Origin of the sequence: Ideonella sp., from assembly GCF_036277275.1 — a bacterium.
Lineage (GTDB): Bacteria > Pseudomonadota > Gammaproteobacteria > Burkholderiales > Burkholderiaceae_C > Ideonella.
The window spans coordinates 1-15,255 of sequence record NZ_DASUNH010000077.1 but is presented as its reverse complement, the minus strand read 5'-3'; the positions used below and the strand labels follow the sequence as shown (position 1 = coordinate 15,255).

At 67.2% G+C, this 15,255-nt stretch carries 17 protein-coding genes and 1 tRNA gene; 9 read left to right on the top strand and 9 right to left on the bottom strand.

Annotated features, from left to right (window positions below):
• Positions 1 to 491: 491 nt before the first annotated feature.
• Positions 492 to 567: transfer RNA gene (locus tag VFY73_RS13700), tRNA-Ala, on the bottom strand.
• Between the two features lie 152 nt (positions 568 to 719).
• Between VFY73_RS13700 and VFY73_RS13695 the strand changes: the two genes are divergently transcribed.
• The 4 genes from VFY73_RS13695 (at position 720) to VFY73_RS13680 (ending at position 4,192) form a co-directional block, all read left to right on the top strand.
• A complete protein-coding gene (locus VFY73_RS13695; protein WP_329719598.1) occupies positions 720 to 1,571 on the top strand; it encodes an alpha/beta hydrolase in 852 nt (283 codons plus the stop codon).
• 159 nt (positions 1,572 to 1,730) lie between these two features.
• Positions 1,731 to 2,150: a rubrerythrin family protein gene (locus VFY73_RS13690; RefSeq protein WP_329719596.1), complete on the top strand. Its 420-nt coding sequence runs from the start codon at positions 1,731 to 1,733 to the stop codon at positions 2,148 to 2,150.
• Positions 2,151 to 2,252: 102 nt separating this feature from the next.
• A complete protein-coding gene (locus VFY73_RS13685; protein WP_329719594.1) occupies positions 2,253 to 3,602 on the top strand; it encodes a (Fe-S)-binding protein in 1,350 nt (449 codons plus the stop codon).
• 11 nt (positions 3,603 to 3,613) lie between these two features.
• Positions 3,614 to 4,192 (top strand): DUF3501 family protein, encoded by a 579-nt coding sequence (locus VFY73_RS13680; RefSeq protein WP_329719592.1) that lies wholly within the window; start codon positions 3,614 to 3,616, stop codon positions 4,190 to 4,192.
• A gap of 44 nt (positions 4,193 to 4,236) precedes the next feature.
• Here VFY73_RS13680 and VFY73_RS13675 read toward each other — a convergent pair whose 3' ends face one another.
• Both VFY73_RS13675 and VFY73_RS13670 read right to left on the bottom strand, forming a co-directional pair.
• On the bottom strand, positions 4,237 to 5,208 hold the full coding sequence (locus VFY73_RS13675; RefSeq protein WP_329719590.1) for a tripartite tricarboxylate transporter substrate binding protein: 972 nt from the start codon (positions 5,206 to 5,208) through the stop codon (positions 4,237 to 4,239).
• A gap of 14 nt (positions 5,209 to 5,222) precedes the next feature.
• Complete coding sequence (locus tag VFY73_RS13670) at positions 5,223 to 6,260, bottom strand: porin (protein WP_329719588.1); 1,038 nt, start codon at positions 6,258 to 6,260, stop codon at positions 5,223 to 5,225.
• Between the two features lie 93 nt (positions 6,261 to 6,353).
• On the opposite strand from VFY73_RS13670, the gene VFY73_RS13665 reads away from it, so the two are divergent.
• Positions 6,354 to 7,706: an adenylosuccinate lyase family protein gene (locus tag VFY73_RS13665; RefSeq protein ID WP_329719586.1), complete on the top strand. Its 1,353-nt coding sequence runs from the start codon at positions 6,354 to 6,356 to the stop codon at positions 7,704 to 7,706.
• Here VFY73_RS13665 and VFY73_RS13660 read toward each other — a convergent pair.
• On the bottom strand, positions 7,666 to 8,850 hold the full coding sequence (locus VFY73_RS13660) for a GntR family transcriptional regulator (RefSeq protein WP_329719584.1): 1,185 nt from the start codon (positions 8,848 to 8,850) through the stop codon (positions 7,666 to 7,668). The genes VFY73_RS13665 and VFY73_RS13660 overlap by 41 nt on opposite strands.
• A gap of 142 nt (positions 8,851 to 8,992) precedes the next feature.
• On the opposite strand from VFY73_RS13660, the gene VFY73_RS13655 reads away from it, so the two are divergent.
• Positions 8,993 to 9,379 carry a VOC family protein gene (locus VFY73_RS13655; protein WP_329719582.1) on the top strand — a complete coding sequence of 129 codons (387 nt, stop codon included), beginning with the start codon at positions 8,993 to 8,995 and terminating at the stop codon, positions 9,377 to 9,379.
• 24 nt (positions 9,380 to 9,403) lie between these two features.
• Here the strand turns inward: VFY73_RS13655 and rarD are convergent, their stop codons facing one another.
• Complete coding sequence (gene rarD / locus VFY73_RS13650; protein WP_329719580.1) at positions 9,404 to 10,285, bottom strand: EamA family transporter RarD; 882 nt, start codon at positions 10,283 to 10,285, stop codon at positions 9,404 to 9,406.
• Between the two features lie 171 nt (positions 10,286 to 10,456).
• Here rarD and VFY73_RS13645 point away from each other — a divergent pair, with 171 nt between their 5' ends.
• Together VFY73_RS13645 and VFY73_RS13640 are read left to right on the top strand one after the other, a co-directional pair.
• Positions 10,457 to 10,726 carry a MoaD/ThiS family protein gene (locus VFY73_RS13645; RefSeq protein ID WP_329719578.1) on the top strand — a complete coding sequence of 90 codons (270 nt, stop codon included), beginning with the start codon at positions 10,457 to 10,459 and terminating at the stop codon, positions 10,724 to 10,726.
• A 5-nt stretch (positions 10,727 to 10,731) separates the two neighbouring features.
• A complete protein-coding gene (locus VFY73_RS13640; protein ID WP_329719576.1) occupies positions 10,732 to 11,820 on the top strand; it encodes an exo-alpha-sialidase in 1,089 nt (362 codons plus the stop codon).
• Here the strand turns inward: VFY73_RS13640 and VFY73_RS13635 are convergent.
• On the bottom strand, positions 11,817 to 12,551 hold the full coding sequence (locus VFY73_RS13635; RefSeq protein ID WP_329719574.1) for a pseudouridine synthase: 735 nt from the start codon (positions 12,549 to 12,551) through the stop codon (positions 11,817 to 11,819). The genes VFY73_RS13640 and VFY73_RS13635 overlap by 4 nt on opposite strands.
• A 149-nt stretch (positions 12,552 to 12,700) precedes the next feature.
• On the opposite strand from VFY73_RS13635, the gene VFY73_RS13630 reads away from it, so the two are divergent.
• Positions 12,701 to 13,246 (top strand): hypothetical protein, encoded by a 546-nt coding sequence (locus VFY73_RS13630; RefSeq protein WP_329719572.1) that lies wholly within the window; start codon positions 12,701 to 12,703, stop codon positions 13,244 to 13,246.
• A gap of 64 nt (positions 13,247 to 13,310) precedes the next feature.
• Here the strand turns inward: VFY73_RS13630 and VFY73_RS13625 are convergent, their stop codons facing one another.
• The 3 genes from VFY73_RS13625 to VFY73_RS13615 form a co-directional block, all read right to left on the bottom strand.
• Positions 13,311 to 14,366: a histone deacetylase family protein gene (locus VFY73_RS13625; protein WP_329719570.1), complete on the bottom strand. Its 1,056-nt coding sequence runs from the start codon at positions 14,364 to 14,366 to the stop codon at positions 13,311 to 13,313.
• Positions 14,367 to 14,383: 17 nt separating this feature from the next.
• Positions 14,384 to 14,803, bottom strand: a complete 420-nt coding sequence (locus tag VFY73_RS13620; RefSeq protein ID WP_329719568.1) for a YchJ family protein — start codon at positions 14,801 to 14,803, stop codon at positions 14,384 to 14,386.
• Between the two features lie 49 nt (positions 14,804 to 14,852).
• Positions 14,853 to 15,255 (bottom strand): NUDIX hydrolase (locus VFY73_RS13615; protein ID WP_414654456.1); only part of this gene is annotated, 403 nt, incomplete at its 5' end.

The following is a 15,255-nucleotide window of genomic DNA, read 5'->3' as shown; positions in this document are numbered from 1 at the left end:
CGGTAAAGCTAATTTAAGTTCGATCAAGAATCGAACACTACACTAGGCGGCAACTCCTCGCGTCCCTAGTGCAGAATCTGGAACTGGTGCTCGTTCAAGCTTTCCTCGCTGAATCGCCAACGAATGACAGCAACTGGTGCTCCGCGGGACGCTTCAGTTCACGCCAAGAAGTGCTACAACGGGTCGCAAACTGTGCCCCCCAACGACCCGCCGGCTGAGAGCAAACGCTACGAGTAGCGGCCGATCACAGGCGAAGCGACAGACCGATGGCATCTGCAAGATCGAGAGACACGCCAGGATGCAGCGTTCGGCCATCCATCACCAGTGCAATGTGTGGCAGTACCAGCGCAAAGCTGTGCGCAGGCCGCAGCTAACGGCTTGCCTCATCGATCGCCACAAATCCGCCACACCCGCATCGCAAAAACGTGCCGCCAAATGCAAAAAAACGCACAACCCTGCAAGGGCTAGTGCGTTGTTTTTAAAGGGAAATTTGGTGGAGACGAGGAGGATCGAACTCCCGACCTTCGCATTGCGAACGCGACGCTCTCCCAGCTGAGCTACGTCCCCAGAGCCATGAATTCTAGCAGCAAGAATTCTGCTTCACGGCGAGGGCGTTGCAGCGTCAGAATCGCGCCGCCGCGCCAGGCCCGTGGATTGCTGTCCGGGCCCCGCAGGCAACGTTGGCGCCTTGTCAGAACATTTGCATCGGGAGGCTTTGGATGAATCCGCTCGACCCCCAGTGGCTGGACGCGCAGTACAACAACCGTGCGCGTGTGCCCGACCATGCGGCGATCTTCGAACGCTGGCGCAATGCGTCGCGCATGGCGCGCGAGCAGTCGCGCTGCGAATTGGACGTGGCCTACGGCGAGGGCGCCGATGAGCGGCTCGACGTTTTTCCAGCTGTCAGGCCGGGTGCGCCGGTGCTGGTCTTCATCCACGGCGGCTATTGGCGGGCCCTCGACAAGGCCGACCAGTCGTTTGTCGCGCCGTCGTTCGTGGCCGATGGCGCGGCGGTGCTGGTGCCCAACTACAGCCTGTGCCCGGCGGTGAGCATCGAACAGATCGCCTTGCAGATGACGCGGGTGGTCGCGTGGGCGTGGCGCCACGCGTCCGAGTTCGGCGGCGACCCGTCGCGCATCGCGCTGGTCGGGCACTCGGCCGGTGGGCATTTGGCGGCAATGCTGCTGTGCTGCCGCTGGAAAGAGGTGGATGCCGAGCTGCCGTTCTTGCCGCTGCAGGGCGCGTTGAGCATCTCGGGTCTGTATGACCTGGAACCGATTCGCCACACGCCGTTCCTGGCGGCCGATCTGGGGCTGACGCCGGCCAGCGTCAAGCGCTTGTCACCGGCGTTCTTCCCACGGCCCAAGCGCCCGCTGTATGCAGTGGTCGGCGGTGACGAGAGCGAAGAGTTTCTGCACCAGAACCAGCTGATCCGTGACCAGTGGGGGCCGACGGCGGTGCCGGTCTGCGAAACGCTGGTCGGCCACCACCACTTCGACGTGCTGCGCAACCTGGCCGACCCGGCTGGCCGCCTGCACGATCTGTCGTTGCGGCTGCTGGGTCTACGCTGAGGCCTGGTCGACCTAGGGTTGGCCCGGGGCCGCATAGGCTGGGCCTATCTTCCGCATTGACGCATTGAATTGTCTTTCCGCTCACCGCTCTGCTAGCGTCAGCGGTGAGTCGCCGGCTGGCGCTGGCGGCCCCCCGTCATCACCACTGAGGAGCTTGTCATGGGTTTGAAGGGTTCCAAGACCGAGCAGAACCTGAAGGACGCCTTTGCGGGCGAATCGCAGGCCAACCGCCGGTATCTCTATTTCGCGACCAAGGCCGACATCGAAGGGCAAAACGATGTGGCGGCGCTCTTCCGCTCCACCGCCGAAGGTGAAACCGGCCACGCGCACGGTCACCTCGAATTCCTCGAGGCCGTCGGCGACCCGGCCACCGGCCTGCCGATCGGCCCCACGCGCGACAACCTGAAAGCGGCCGTGCACGGCGAGACGCACGAGTACACCGACATGTACCCGGGCATGGCCCGCACCGCGCGCGAAGAGGGTTTCGACGAGATCGCCGACTGGTTCGAGACCCTGGCCAAGGCCGAGCGCTCGCACGCCAACCGCTACACCAAGGCGCTGGACCAACTGGTCGATTGAAGGCCTGCTGAAGCCACGACCAGACGAGCAACCGGGGGGCGCAGCAACGCCCCCCGCTGCATTGCGGCCCTCGTGGCTGCCCAAACACCGGCAGGAGGATCCATGGCTCAGCGCGAAGGCAACCTCGAGGCGCCGACCCGCCACCCGATCGCGTGGCAAGACCCGTCGTACTACGATGAAGCCGCGACGCTGAAGGAGCTGGAGCGGGTGTTCGACATCTGCCACGGCTGCCGGCGCTGCGTCAGCCTGTGCCAGTCGTTCCCGACGCTGTTCGACCTGATCGACGCCACCAGCGATGGCGAGGTGCACGAGGTACCCAAGGCCGACTACGTCAAGGTCGTCGACCAGTGCTACCTGTGCGACCTCTGCTACATGACCAAGTGTCCGTACGTGCCGCCGCACCCATGGAACGTCGACTTCCCGCACCTGATGCTGCGGGCCAAGGCCATCAAGTTCAAGCAGGGCCACGTGGGCAAGGGCGAGCAGTTGCTGGCCTCGACCGACGTGCACGGCCAGTTCGCCGGCATCCCGATCGTCGTGCAGATCGTCAACAAGGTGAACAAGACCAAGGTGATGCGGCGCCAGCTGGACAAGCACCTGGGCGTGCACCCCGACGCCTGGCTGCCCGAACTGGCCACCAGCCGCTTTCGCTGGAAGGCGCGCGCCAACGGCGATGTCGAGACGGTCGTCAACGGCCAGCGCACGCCGGGCAAGGTGGTCATCTTCTCGACCTGCTATGTCAACTACAACGAGCCCGGCATCGGGCACGACCTGCTGAAGCTGCTGGCGCATAACGACATCCCGTACCAGATCGTCGAGAAAGAGCGGTGCTGCGGCATGCCCAAGCTGGAATTGGGCGACCTGGACTCGGTGGCCGAACACAAGGCGGCCAACATCCCGGTGCTGGCGCGCTATGCGCGCGAGGGCTGGGCCATCATCAGCGCGGTGCCGAGCTGCACGTTGATGTTCAAGCAGGAATTGCCGCTGATGTTTCCCGACGAGGTCGACGTGCAGCGCGTGAAGGAGGCGATGTTCGACCCCTTCGAGTACCTGATGGCGCGCCACAAGGACGGCCTGTTGAAGACCGATTTCAAGGCCGCGCTGGGGAAGGTGAGCTACCACATCCCCTGTCACGGGCGGGTGCAGAACATCGGCCGCAAGACCGAAGAGATGTTCAAGCTGATCGGCCAGACGGTGACGGTGCAGCTGAACACGGTCGAGCGCTGTTCGGGCCACGCCGGCACCTACGGCGTGAAGACGCCTTTCCACCCGATGGCGATGAAAATCGGCAAGCCGGTCTTCAAGGCGATGGCCAAGGACGAGCCCGACGTGATCAGCAGCGACTGCGCGCTGGCCGGCCACCACATCGCCCAAGGCATGGCAATTGCTGGCACGCCGGCCAAGGCGCTGAAGCACCCGATCAGCCTGGTGCGGCAGGCCTACGGTATTTGAAGGATGAGACGATGACCATCACCCGCGACAGCCTGCTCACGCTCGAGGCCTACGCCAGGATCCGCAAGACCGACAAGCCGGCGGTCATTGCGCACAGACGGCTGCGCAGCGTGCACCTGGGCGACCACGTCACGCTGCAGTTCGAGGACGAAGCGACCATCCGCCGCCAGATCCAGGAGATGCTGCACATCGAGAAGATCTTCGACGAAGAGGGCATCCAGGCCGAGATCGACACCTACCTGCCCCTGGTGCCCGACGGCAGCAACTGGAAGGCGACGATGCTGATCGAGTACCCCGACCCGAACGAGCGCGCGCGCGAGCTGGCCCGGCTGATCGGCGTGGAAGACCGGATGTTCGTCGAGGTCGAAGGGCACGCCCGCGTCTACGCGATCGCCGACGAAGACCTGGACCGCGAGAACGAGCAGAAGACCTCGTCGGTGCACTTCCTGCGTTTCGAGCTGCCGGCGGCCGCCTGCCAGGCGGTGCGCGCCGGCGCGGGCGTGCGGCTGGGCTGCGACCATACGAACTACCCGGCGCACATGGCGATCCCGTCCGATACCCTGGCCAGCCTGGCCGGCGACCTGCGTTGATGGTCTGGCAGCCACCGAGTGCAGAGCGCTCGGTGGGTTGCCGCTCACTCCATCGTGATCTTTCCGGTCTGCACGATGTTGCGGTACAGCGCCGCCTGCGGTTTGATGAACGTTCGCAGGTCCTGCCCGTTCATCGGTGCGACCGTCACGCCTGACTCGATGAGCTTGGCGCGCACCTCGGGTTGAGTGACCGCGTCGAGCAAGGCCTTCTCGCAGGCGGCGACGGTGGCGGCCGGCGTGCCCGCCTTCATGAACAAGGCCTGCCACAACGGCAGCGCGACGCCGCCAAACCCTTCTTCTTCTCCGATGCGCCTGACGTTCGGCAGCTGCGGCACACGGGCCGTGTCGGACACCGACAGTGCCTTGATCTTGCCTTCCTTCAGGAACGGCATCGCCGTTGACAGCACCAGCACCGCACTGTCGACTTGCTGGCCGACCAGGTCGTTGACGATCTGGGCGCCGCCGCGGTAAGGCACATGCAGCATCGAGACTTTCGCGTGCTGGTTGATGAGGGTGCCGTAGAAGTGCTGCATCGTCCCGATGCCCGGGGTCGCGTAGTTGAAGCTCTCCTTGCCGCTCTTGCGCAGTGTGCCGACCAGATCACCCAGCGTCGCATACGGTGCGCCGGCTGGAACGGCGAAGATCATCGGCACCGTGGTCATGCGCCCGACCGGCAGGAGGTCTTTCTCCCAGTCCAGCTTGACCTTCGGGTTGACCATCGGCACGACGACGGTGTCGGTGCCGCCCATGTAGATGAGGTTGCCGTCGGCCGGCGCATTGAGCACCTTTTGCACCGCGAGCATGCCGCTGGCGCCGGCCACGTTCTCGATGATGACCTGGCGCCCCAGGCGCTTGCCCAGTTCGGCGCCGACGACGCGAGCGATGAAGTCGGCGCTGCCGCCGGCCGAATAGCCGACGACCAGCGAGATCGGCTTGTCCGGTTGGGCCTGGGCCGTGTCGGTCAACAGGGCGCAGGCGGCGAGCGCGCCCAGCTTGTTCAGCAGTCTGCGTTGCATGCGAAGGCTCCTGTTCAGAAGGTGTGCTTGACGCCGAGATCGAACGCCGTGGTGCGGGTCAGGCCATCGCCCTTGGCCGAGCCGATGTTGGTGTAGAGCAGCGTGCGTTTGCTCAGGTTGTATTCGACCCCGGCGCCGAGCATCTTCGAATCGAGGTGGGTCGCCGGGCTCAACTGGCCATAAGAGGCATAGGCGCGGCCAAAGCTCAGCGGCACCCTCACCGACACGGTGAACGAGGTGGCGTCGCCGTTGAGCCCGCCCTGGGCCCGGCTGTAGCTGGCCGTCGGGTACACGACGCCGAAGTCGTAGCCGCCGGCGACGATGGCGACGTTGTTGTCACCATCGAAGCCGTCGTAGGCCAGGCCGAGCCAGATCGGCCCTTGTTTGTACTGGACGTTGCCCGAGCTGTCGCGTTTGCGCGCTCCTTCGCCTAACGCCGTGGCGAGCTCGAAGCTCAGGCCGCTCAGGTTGGGCGACTTGTAGCCGACCGAGTTGGCCCAGCGGATCGCAGAGGCTTCGACGGTGGCGGCCACGGCGACGTAGTTCGCGTAGGTGTACGCCGAACCGGTCTGACTCACATAGCTCCAGTAAGTGGGATCGGCGTTGAGCGGCACCCAGTACGCCGCGGAGTATTCGCGGCCGGCGTACACCTCGCCCCACCGGTTGTGGCCCACGGCGACGACCGAGCGGCCCAGCCAGAAGACGTTGGCGTTGCTCGCGGCGCCCGTGTCGGCAGCGAACCGGTGTTCGAACTGAAAGCGTGCGTACAGGCCGTCACCCAGGTCTTCCTGGCCGCGGAACCCGATCCGCGATGTGTTGCCGGCCTTAACGACCCAGTCGTCCGGGGCGGCTCGCCCATTCAGCAGCGCACCGGGGGTGGTGCCGTTGTTCGCCTTCGTGATGCCCTGGTCGATGATCCCGTAGATCGTCACCGAAGACTGGGCTTGCGCCGCAAAGGCTGCGGGCAGGGAGCCCGCCAGAACCAGGGTGGTGCGCAGCGTTGCGCTCCTGGCGGCGCGTACGGTGGGCGGCTGTAGAGGGCTTGTCTTCACGCATGTCTCCGATGTGTTGGGGGCGCCAGCGAGTTGGTGGCGTAAAAATATTGTATTGATACAATACATACAATGCAACAGGAGCGCAGTCCCGTGAACATCGGCATGTTTGAATCGTTCGTCACCAGCCACTGGTTCAGTACCGGCGCCAAGCGCATCTGGAGCGATGTCGCCACGCTGCAGTCATGGCTCGATGTCGAGGCGGCACTGGCTCGTGCTCAGGCCGAGCTGGGCCTCGTTCCGGCCGACGCGGCAGAGGTGATCACACGGAAGGCCGATGCCCGTCTGTTCGATCTGCAGCGCCTGGCGGACGACATCGCCTTCGCGCAGCACCCGCTCGTTCCGGTGCTGCGCCAGTTCGAAGCGCTGTGTGGCGAGCCGGCAGCCGGCTTCATCCACTGGGGCGCGACGACTCAGAACATCTTCGATACCGCCAGTGCGCTGCAGATGCAGCAGACGCACGCATTGCTGGTCCAGCATCTGGACGCGGCCATGTGCGCCTTTGGCAGGCTGGCGTTGGAGCACCGGGCCACCGTGATGCCGGGTCGCACGCACGGCCAGCACGCTCTGCCGATGACCTTCGGCTTCAAGCTGGCCGGCTGGATCGATGAGCTGGAACGCGACCTCGACCGACTGAATCAACGCCTGGGTATGTCGTTCACCGCGTGCATGGGTGGCGCGATCGGCACGTTCGCGGCGATGGGTGATGTGGGCCGCGTCGTCGAGGCGCGGATGGCCGAGCAACTGGGGCTGCGTCCGGCCGGGTTGCCGATGCGTGCGTCGTACGACCGCGCCAGCGACTACCTCTCGGCGCTGGGCCTGCTGGCCGGCACGGCGCAGAAGATTGCGCAGGACGTGGTGTTCATGCAGCGCACCGAGGTCGGTGAAGCCGCGGAGGCGTTCCACATGGGCAAGGTGGGCAGCTCGACGATGGCGCAGAAGCGCAACCCGTCGACCGCGTTGTTGCTGGCCAGCCTGGCGCGCATGGTGCGCGCGCGGGTGCCGGCCGCGTTGGAAGCGATGGTGCGCATGGACGAGGGGGATTCATCAGCGACCAACGTGACCGACACGCTGTTGCCGGAGATCGCCATCATCGCGGCGTCGATTGCCGAGACTTTGGCCAAGCTGGCTGGCGGCCTGGTCGTGCACCCCGAAGCGATGCGCCGCAACCTGGGTCTGACCCATGGCTTGATCGCTTCAGAGGCGGTGATGATGCGGTTGACCCCGCTGATGGGGCGGCACGAAGCGCACCGGCTGCTGTATGAGGCAGCGCAGCGCGCTCAATCAGAAGGCGTGCCTTTCATGACCGCCATCCGCGAGCACCCGATGTTCGCCACGCACGAGAATCCGCCCGACCTGGCGCAGGCGCTCGAGGCCAGCGCGTACGTGGGCGAGTCGGTGGCGATCACGACCGAGACCGTCGAGCGCGTGACCGGTCTGCGGTAGGTGGGCCGGCCGACGGCACTGCCATGATGGCCGTGGATTGCCCGGCCCGGCGGGTGACGGGGATCAGCCACACCCCGTAGGGGCGGGCCGGGTCGGCCCAGCGGGTTTGAATGGCTTGGTACAGGGATTCGACCTGATCGGCCACGCTGCAGCCGACGGTGTCGAAGAAATCGGCGTGTTCGTTCGCCAGGTCGGTGCGCCCCAGCAGCACCACGCTCAGCGCCGACGGGACGCTGATCCCGATGTCGGCCAAGAGCTGCCGAAACTTGGCCCCGTCTTCGATGCCCCACGCCACCAGGGCCGTGAAGGGGGGCTGCCCGGCAGCGTCCAGGTTGGCCTTGATCGAGTCCACGAGCCGTGCCGCGTAATCCTGGTCGGGCAGCAGTGGCACGGCGATGGCGTGAAGCTCGACGTCGGTCAGCGCCTTCTGAAGCGAGTCGAAACGCCGCCATCCCAGCTGGGTCGCCAGGAACGGGTGCGACGTGCTGGCGCAGGCGATGCGCCGATGGCCACGTTGCTGCAGCAACGAGATCGCCTCGGCCAGCGGCTCCCCCCATTCCATGCCGACCGCCTCGACGTCGGTGCCGACCAGCGCCGCACCGTCCACCGCGACCACCTCGCTCTTCTCCCGCAAGGCCGCAAGCAGGTCGATGGTGATGGTCTTGTAGGTCGACTGCACGACGCAGGCGTCGAAACGAGGCAGGCTCTTCAGGACCGTGCGCGCATGATCCGGGTCGGTGTACGAGACCTCGAGCACACGATGCCCTTCGGCGGTGAAACGGCGCTGCAGGCTTTCGACCAGCACGCGGCCGCGGGCGATGCTGATCGAGCGGCGAAGCAGCAGCACCGACCGCACCGCGGGCGACCGGGCATGGGCGCCGCTCGTGGCATTCGCACCGGCGCGGGCGCCCGGGCCTGCGCCGGTGGACGCTGGTCGGCCGTCGGCCAGGAAATGGGTGCCACGGCCGACCTGCGACGCGATCAGACCGCGCGCCTTCAGGTTCTCGAAAGCACGCTGCACCATCACCTGGGAGGCGCCGAAGCGACGCATCAACTCGCGGATGGTGGGCAGTTGATCACCGGGTTGGGCGTCCCGCGCGAGGTCATCGAGGAATCGTTCGAGCTCGGAGGTGGCGTTGGGCATTCCATACAATACAACACACTTGCTGCCGCGCTCTGTATGGTGCGCCGCTTGTAGGCCTTGAGCCCCGTTTGAGGGTCTGGACGCCGGGGCACACCCGGCGTAAAAGGCCGCTTCAGGCGCACCCTGCGCCGAGGAGAGCGTGATGTCCAAGCTCGACGACAGCGCGGTGACCTGCATGCTGCCGGTCAAGGATCTGGCCCGCGCCAGGGCCTTCTACGAACAGCGCCTGGGGTTGACACCCCTGGGCGCCAAGCCCGACGGCAAGTTCGTCTACCGTTGCAGCGGCACCGAGCTGGCGCTGTTCCCGAAACCGGGCGGCACGCAGGCCACGCACACGGCGCTGAGCTTCCGTGTCGCCGACATCGGCCAGGCAGTGGCCGAGTTGTCAGAGCGTGGCGTGGCTTTCGCCGACTACGATCTGCCGGGCCTGAAGACGGTCAACCACGTCTGCGTGCTGGGTTCGGAAAAGGCCGCCTGGTTCGAGGACACCGAGGGCAACATCCTCTGCCTGCATGAAGACCTGAGCTGACCGGCGCGGAAGGTCGGCGAGGGCTCAGGCCGGCGCTGGCGATGCTTGACGCAGCCGCCACAGCGACTCGGCGCTGTACAGCACCAGCGCGATCCAGATCAGCACGAAGCCGACCAGCCGCTCGGGCCGCAGCGGCTCGTGGAAGACCCAGACCGCGAGGCCGAACTGGATCGTCGGCGCGAGGTACTGCAGCAGGCCCAGCGTGGCCATCGTGACGCGGCGGGCGCCGTAGGCGAACATCAGCAGCGGCACGGCGGTCAGAGGGCCGGCGAACAGCAGCCAGCCCCAGGTGGCCGGGCTGGCATGCGACAGGGTGCCGCCATGGCTGCTGAGCCAGGCCAGCGCCGGGATGGCCAGCGGTGCCAGCAGCGCGGTCTCCAGCGCCAGGCCTTCGAGCGCGCCCAGCGGCGCAGTCTTGCGCAGCAGGCCATAGAGGCCGAAGCTGAAGGCAAGCGCCAGCGCGATCCACGGCGGCACGCCGGCCGTCCAGGTCAGCCAGGCGACGCCGGCCGCGGCGACCGCCAGCGCCCAGCGTTGCGGTGGGCGCAGCTTCTCGTGCAGGAACACCATGCCGAGCACCACGTTGACCAGCGGGTTGATGAAGTAGCCGAGGCTTGCTTCCATCACCCGGCCGTTGTTCACCGCCCAGACGTAGACCACCCAGTTGGTCGACAGCAGCAGTGCGCTCGCGGCAAAGATCAGCAGCGTGCGCGGCTGGCGCAGTACGTCGGCCACCCAGGCCCAGCGCCGCATCACCGCCAGCAGCCCCAGCACGAACACCAGCGACCAGACCGAGCGGTGCAGCACGATCTCGAAAGCCGGCACCTCGCTGACCTGGTGGAAATACAGCGGGAACAAGCCCCACAAGGCGTAGGACAGGGCAGCGGCAAGCAGGCCGGTGGGCATGGGATGGTCGGCGGGCAAGCGCCGGATGGGACTGCGGAATCGCGGCCGATTGTCGGCGCCTGGGCCGGCCCACGCAGGCGTGGGTGCATTCCGCGATTGCGTAGGGGCGGGGGGCTGGCGATGATGGCAAGTCCTGTCCCACCGCTATTGGTGGGGCAGGGCACCAGTCTCATGCCGACCGTCCAGTTCACGCCGCAGCTGCGCCGCTTCATCGACACCCCCGAGGTCCACAGTCGCGCCGCCACGCTGCGTGCCGCGCTGGACGATGCCTTTGCCCCCAACCCGCGGCTGCGCGGTTACGTGCTCGACGACCAGGGCGCACTGCGCGCCAACGTGGTGGTCTTCATCGACGGTGAGCGCTGCCTGGAGCGTGTGCGGCTCGACCAGCCCTTGCAACTCGGCAGCGCGGTCTATGTTCTGCAAGCCTTGTCCGGAGGATGACCCCGATGACCACCCCCAACGATCGCGCCTGGGTCGCCACCCGCAAAGGCCTGTTCGAACTGCGTCGGCGGGACGCGGCGGGCGGCTGGCAGATCGAAAAGGTCAGCTTCCTCGGTGAGCCGGTCAGCAGCGTGCTGCCGCCGGACGGGCGGGGCCACATGCTGGCCGCGTTGAACCTGGGCCACTTCGGTGTCAAGCTGCACGCCAGCCAGGACGGCGGCGCCAGCTGGTCCGAGACGACGACGCCGGCCTACCCGCCGCAGCCCGAAGGCGCCACCGGCCCGGCGTGGAACCTGCTGCAGGTGCTGGTGATGGAACGCGCCGGCAGCCGCATCCTGGCCGGCACCTTGCCTGGCGGCCTGTTCGTCTCAGAAGACGGCGGCCAGAGCTGGGCGTTGAACGAAGCCTTGTGGCACCAGCCCGAGCGGGCCGAGTGGTTCGGCGGCGGCTACGACACGCCCGGCATCCACTCGATCTGCCCGCACCCGGCCAACGCCGACGAATGGCTGCTGGCCGTCAGTTGCGGCGGCGTCTGGCACACCAGCAACGCCGGCCAGAGCTGGACGATGCGCGCCAAGGGGCTGAGCGCTGCGTACATGCCCCCCGAGCGGGCGGACGACCCGCGGATCCAGGATCCGCACCGCATCGCACGCTGTGCCGCGGCGCCCGATGTGCTCTGGTGCCAGCACCACAACGGCATCTGGCGCTCGACCGACAACGCGATGAGCTGGGACGAGGTGAAGACTGCGCCGCTGTCGTCGTTCGGCTTCGCGGTGGCTGCGCATCCGGAAGACCCGCTGACGGCCTGGTTCGTGCCCGGCGTGGCCGACCAGCAGCGTGTGCCTGTCGACGCTGCGTTGGCGGTGCAACGCACCCGTGACGGTGCGCAGAGCTTCGAGGTGCTGCGCGACGGCCTGCCGGTGACGGACTGCTACGACCTCGTCTACCGCCACGGCCTGGCGGTGGCCGACGACGGCCAGCACCTGCTGATGGGCAGCACGACCGGTCAGCTCTGGGCGAGCGGCGACGGGGGCGAGCACTGGCAGCACCCCTTCGCCCACCTGCCGCCGATCTACGCGGTGCGGTTCGGCTAGCCGTCCATCCAGGGGCCGCGGGCCCGCAGAGCGGCCCAGGCCGGCCCGGGCGGGGCTTCGAAGCGCATCGGGCGTCCGTCGGCAGGGTGAGGCAGTTCCAACGCAGCGGCGTGCAGCCAGAGCCGGGTGATGCCCAGCCAGCCGGCGACGGCCCGGTTGTGCGGGCCTTTGCCATGGGTCGAATCGCCGACGATGGGGTGGGACAGCTGCTTCAGGTGGCGGCGGATCTGGTGGCGACGACCGCTCAAAGGGCAGGCCTCGACCAGCGCATAGCGGCTGGTCGGATGGCGGCCATCGACAGTGAACGGCCATTCGACCCGCGCCAGCCGGCGAAACAGCGTGCGGGCCGGCAACTGTGGCTGGCCGCTGCTCGGCAGCTCGGGGTCGCGCGCCAGCGGGTGATCGAGGTCGATCGCTTCGGCTGGCCAGCCCCGCACCAGCGCGAGGTAGCGCTTGGTGACGGCGCCTTCATCGAACGCCGCGCCCAGCGCGCGGGCCGCATCGGCATGGCAGGCCAGCACCAGCAATCCCGAGGTGCCCTTGTCCAGCCGATGCGCCGGGGCCAGGCCGGCGGGCGTGTCGCCGCCGAGCTGGCGGCGCAAGCGCTCAAGCACTGTGTCGGTCTCGTGCGCATCGAGACCGGTGCGATGGACCAGCAGACCCGGCGGTTTGTCGACCACCAGCAGGTCGTCGTCCCGATACAGAAGTTGCAGTTCGGCGTGGCTGGTCACAGTGAGTGTGGGGAGACTGCGACGTATCGCAGGGCGCGCATCCTATGTCCTAGGGAGAATCCTCTTTCGAGGGAATGACACGTCTGGTTGCTCACGGAAAAATGGCGGACATGTGCAGTCGTCATGATGCGCCTGCACTGGAGATTGCCATGCCCCAGACCTACTACCTCGGATACCGCTCGCTCTTCGTCACGCTCACCGCCTGGGCCGCCATTGTGATGGCGGCGGTGGCGTGCGCCTTTGGCGCCATCCAACAAGCCGCGCTGGCGTCCTGGGCCCCGGCGCTCGATGCCGCGGTGCAGGCAGAGCCGATGCCACTGATCAGCGGCGTGATGCTGAGCTACCTGCCGTGGGTCACCGGTACCGGCCTGATCCTGACCGTGGCGCTGCTGGTGGCCGCTGTCGGCCTGCTGATGAGGCTGGAGTGGGCCCGCCGTGCTTTCATCGGATTGGTGGTCGTGGCGATTGCCGCCAACCTGGCCAGCCTGTGGCTGCAGCACGAGTTCGTGCAGTCACTGGTCGACGCGACGCTGCGCGACACCCCGTTGCCTATGGGGGCGGTCGGCGTGTTCGGCGGTTTCGCGACCGCGGCCAAGGTGCTGTCGGGCGTGGTCACGCTGGGTGCTTCCGGCCTGCTGGCCTGGGTCATCCGCCGCCTGATGTCGCCCAAGGTGCGGCAAGAGTTCGTCGCCTGAGGCGACGGGGCCTCGAAAGGCCCGCGAACCGAGAAGGCCCGGCACCGCCGGGCCTTTTTGCTTTTCAGGCCGTGCCGGCCGAGGCAAAGCCTTCGAGCACGTTGACCACGTTCACACCCATCGCCGCCACCGCGTAGCCACCTTCGAGCGTGAAGACCGTTGGCAGCCCGGCGGAGGCGAGGTCGAGGCCGACCCGGAGGTAGTCACCACTGCCCAGCGTGAAGCGGGAGATGGGGTCGCCCTCATAGGTATCGACACCGAGCGCGATGACCAGCGCGTCCGCTCCGAAGTCTTTCACCCGCTGCAGCGCTTCCATCAGCGCGGTGCGCCATTCGACAAAGCCGGTGCCCGCCGGCAGCGGCAGGTTCAGGTTGTAGCCAAAGCCGTCGCCTTCGCCGCGCTCGTCTGCGTGTCCCAGGTAGAACGGGTATTCGGTGCGAGGGTCGCCGTGGATCGAGATGGTCAGCACGTCAGCCCGGGCGTAGAAGAGGCTTTGGGTGCCGTTGCCGTGGTGATAGTCCACGTCGAGCACGGCGACGCGCTTGGCGCCGCCGTCGCGCAAGGCCTGAGCAGCGAGCGCCGCGTTGTTCAAGAAGCAGTAGCCGCCGAAGAAATCAGCACCGGCGTGGTGGCCGGGCGGTCGGGTCAGGGCCACGGCGGCGCGCGGGGCGTTGGCGCCAGTCACGGCGTGCGCTGCAGCCACCGCGCAGGCGGCGCCGGCTTCAGCGGCTGGCCAGGTGCCGGCGGTCAACGGCGTGCCGGCGTCGTACGAATACAGCCCCATGCGGGCGGCGAAGTTGAGCGGCTCGACGTCGTGGCGAAAACCGCGGACCGGCCAGGTCGAGGGCAGGGCGTCGACTTCGGCGTTGGCTGGGTCCAGCGCCACCCACTCTGCCCAGGCGCCGGCCAGGAAGTTCAGGTAACGCGGCTCGTGCACGCGCTCCAGCGTTGTGCGGGCCACGGTTGGGGCTTCACGCAGCTCACCCACCGGGCGCCGGCCCAGTTCGGCCAGCACATGGTCCAGCCGGGCCGCTGTTTCGTGGCAAGGCACCAGGCGACCACGGAACATCTCGTGGCGGCCTTCGTGCAGTGCGTGGCGGGGGTTGGCAAAGATCAGCATCGGCGAAGCCTTTGTGTTCAAGCGTTTCGGGAGTGCAGGTCACCGTCGACATAGGTCCAGCGTCCGCTGGCCGGGTCTCGGATGAAACGGCTGGTTTCGTGCAGGCGAAAAGCCCGGCCACTGAGCTTGCTGCGCGCGACGAACTCGACGGTGGCGTGGTCGGTGTCTTGCACCGTGTGGCGGCGCACCTCCAGCCCTAGCCATTTGAGGCTGGGCTCATCGGGCTCGAGCGTGGCCGGCCGTGTGCTCGGGTGCCAGGTGGCCAGCAGGTAGTCGGTCAGGCCCAGCACATAGGCGCTGTAGCGCGAGCGCATCAGCGCCTCGGCATCCGGCGCGTCGTATTGGGTCGGGCCGCTGTGCCAGCGCGCACAACATGTTTCGTAGGCCAATGGCCGTTTTTGGGAGTTCAGTTGGCCGCAGGGGCAAGGTGAAGACATGGGTTGCATCTTGCCGCAGTTGCCCGCCGGTTCGCGCGTGGCAGCGCGCCTAACCGCGTGGGCTGAACGTGCGCGGGAAGACCACCGCCGCCTCCCGGTCCAGCAATCGGTAGCCCATCGCCGGCCGGTTCGACGTGCCTTCGACATGGCCCGCCTCGGCCAGAAAGCCCGCGGCCAACATGCGTGTGCGAAAGCCGCTCTTGTCCACCGGCCGGCCCAGCACCACTTCGTAGACCTGCTGCAGCTGCGGCAACGTAAACGGCTCGTTCAACAAGAAGGCCGGCAGCGAGGTGTATTCGACCTTCGCGCGGAGGCGCTCGACGGCGGCGGCGAGGATCTCACTGTGATCGAAGGCCAGCTTGGTCTTGAGCGCACGATCCACCGGCAGCCAGGCCACATCCGCCGCGTTGGCGCCCTGGCGCAACTGCAGCTCGGCTCCGGGGATCAGCGCG

Bases quoted from the DNA above. Each gene is read 5' to 3' on its own strand.
- VFY73_RS13660 (WP_329719584.1), bottom strand. From the start codon at position 8,850: ATGCCCAACGCCACCTCCGAGCTCGAACGATTCCTCGATGACCTCGCG.
- VFY73_RS13685 (WP_329719594.1), top strand. From the start codon at position 2,253: ATGGCTCAGCGCGAAGGCAACCTCGAGGCGCCGACCCGCCACCCGATC.
- VFY73_RS13655 (WP_329719582.1), top strand. From the start codon at position 8,993: ATGTCCAAGCTCGACGACAGCGCGGTGACCTGCATGCTGCCGGTCAAG.
- VFY73_RS13695 (WP_329719598.1), top strand. From the start codon at position 720: ATGAATCCGCTCGACCCCCAGTGGCTGGACGCGCAGTACAACAACCGT.
- VFY73_RS13675 (WP_329719590.1), bottom strand. From the start codon at position 5,208: ATGCAACGCAGACTGCTGAACAAGCTGGGCGCGCTCGCCGCCTGCGCC.
- VFY73_RS13630 (WP_329719572.1), top strand. From the start codon at position 12,701: ATGCCCCAGACCTACTACCTCGGATACCGCTCGCTCTTCGTCACGCTC.
- VFY73_RS13645 (WP_329719578.1), top strand. From the start codon at position 10,457: ATGCCGACCGTCCAGTTCACGCCGCAGCTGCGCCGCTTCATCGACACC.
- VFY73_RS13680 (WP_329719592.1), top strand. From the start codon at position 3,614: ATGACCATCACCCGCGACAGCCTGCTCACGCTCGAGGCCTACGCCAGG.
- VFY73_RS13625 (WP_329719570.1), bottom strand. From the start codon at position 14,366: ATGCTGATCTTTGCCAACCCCCGCCACGCACTGCACGAAGGCCGCCAC.
- rarD (WP_329719580.1), bottom strand. From the start codon at position 10,285: ATGCCCACCGGCCTGCTTGCCGCTGCCCTGTCCTACGCCTTGTGGGGC.
- VFY73_RS13620 (WP_329719568.1), bottom strand. From the start codon at position 14,803: ATGTCTTCACCTTGCCCCTGCGGCCAACTGAACTCCCAAAAACGGCCA.
- VFY73_RS13640 (WP_329719576.1), top strand. From the start codon at position 10,732: ATGACCACCCCCAACGATCGCGCCTGGGTCGCCACCCGCAAAGGCCTG.
- VFY73_RS13690 (WP_329719596.1), top strand. From the start codon at position 1,731: ATGGGTTTGAAGGGTTCCAAGACCGAGCAGAACCTGAAGGACGCCTTT.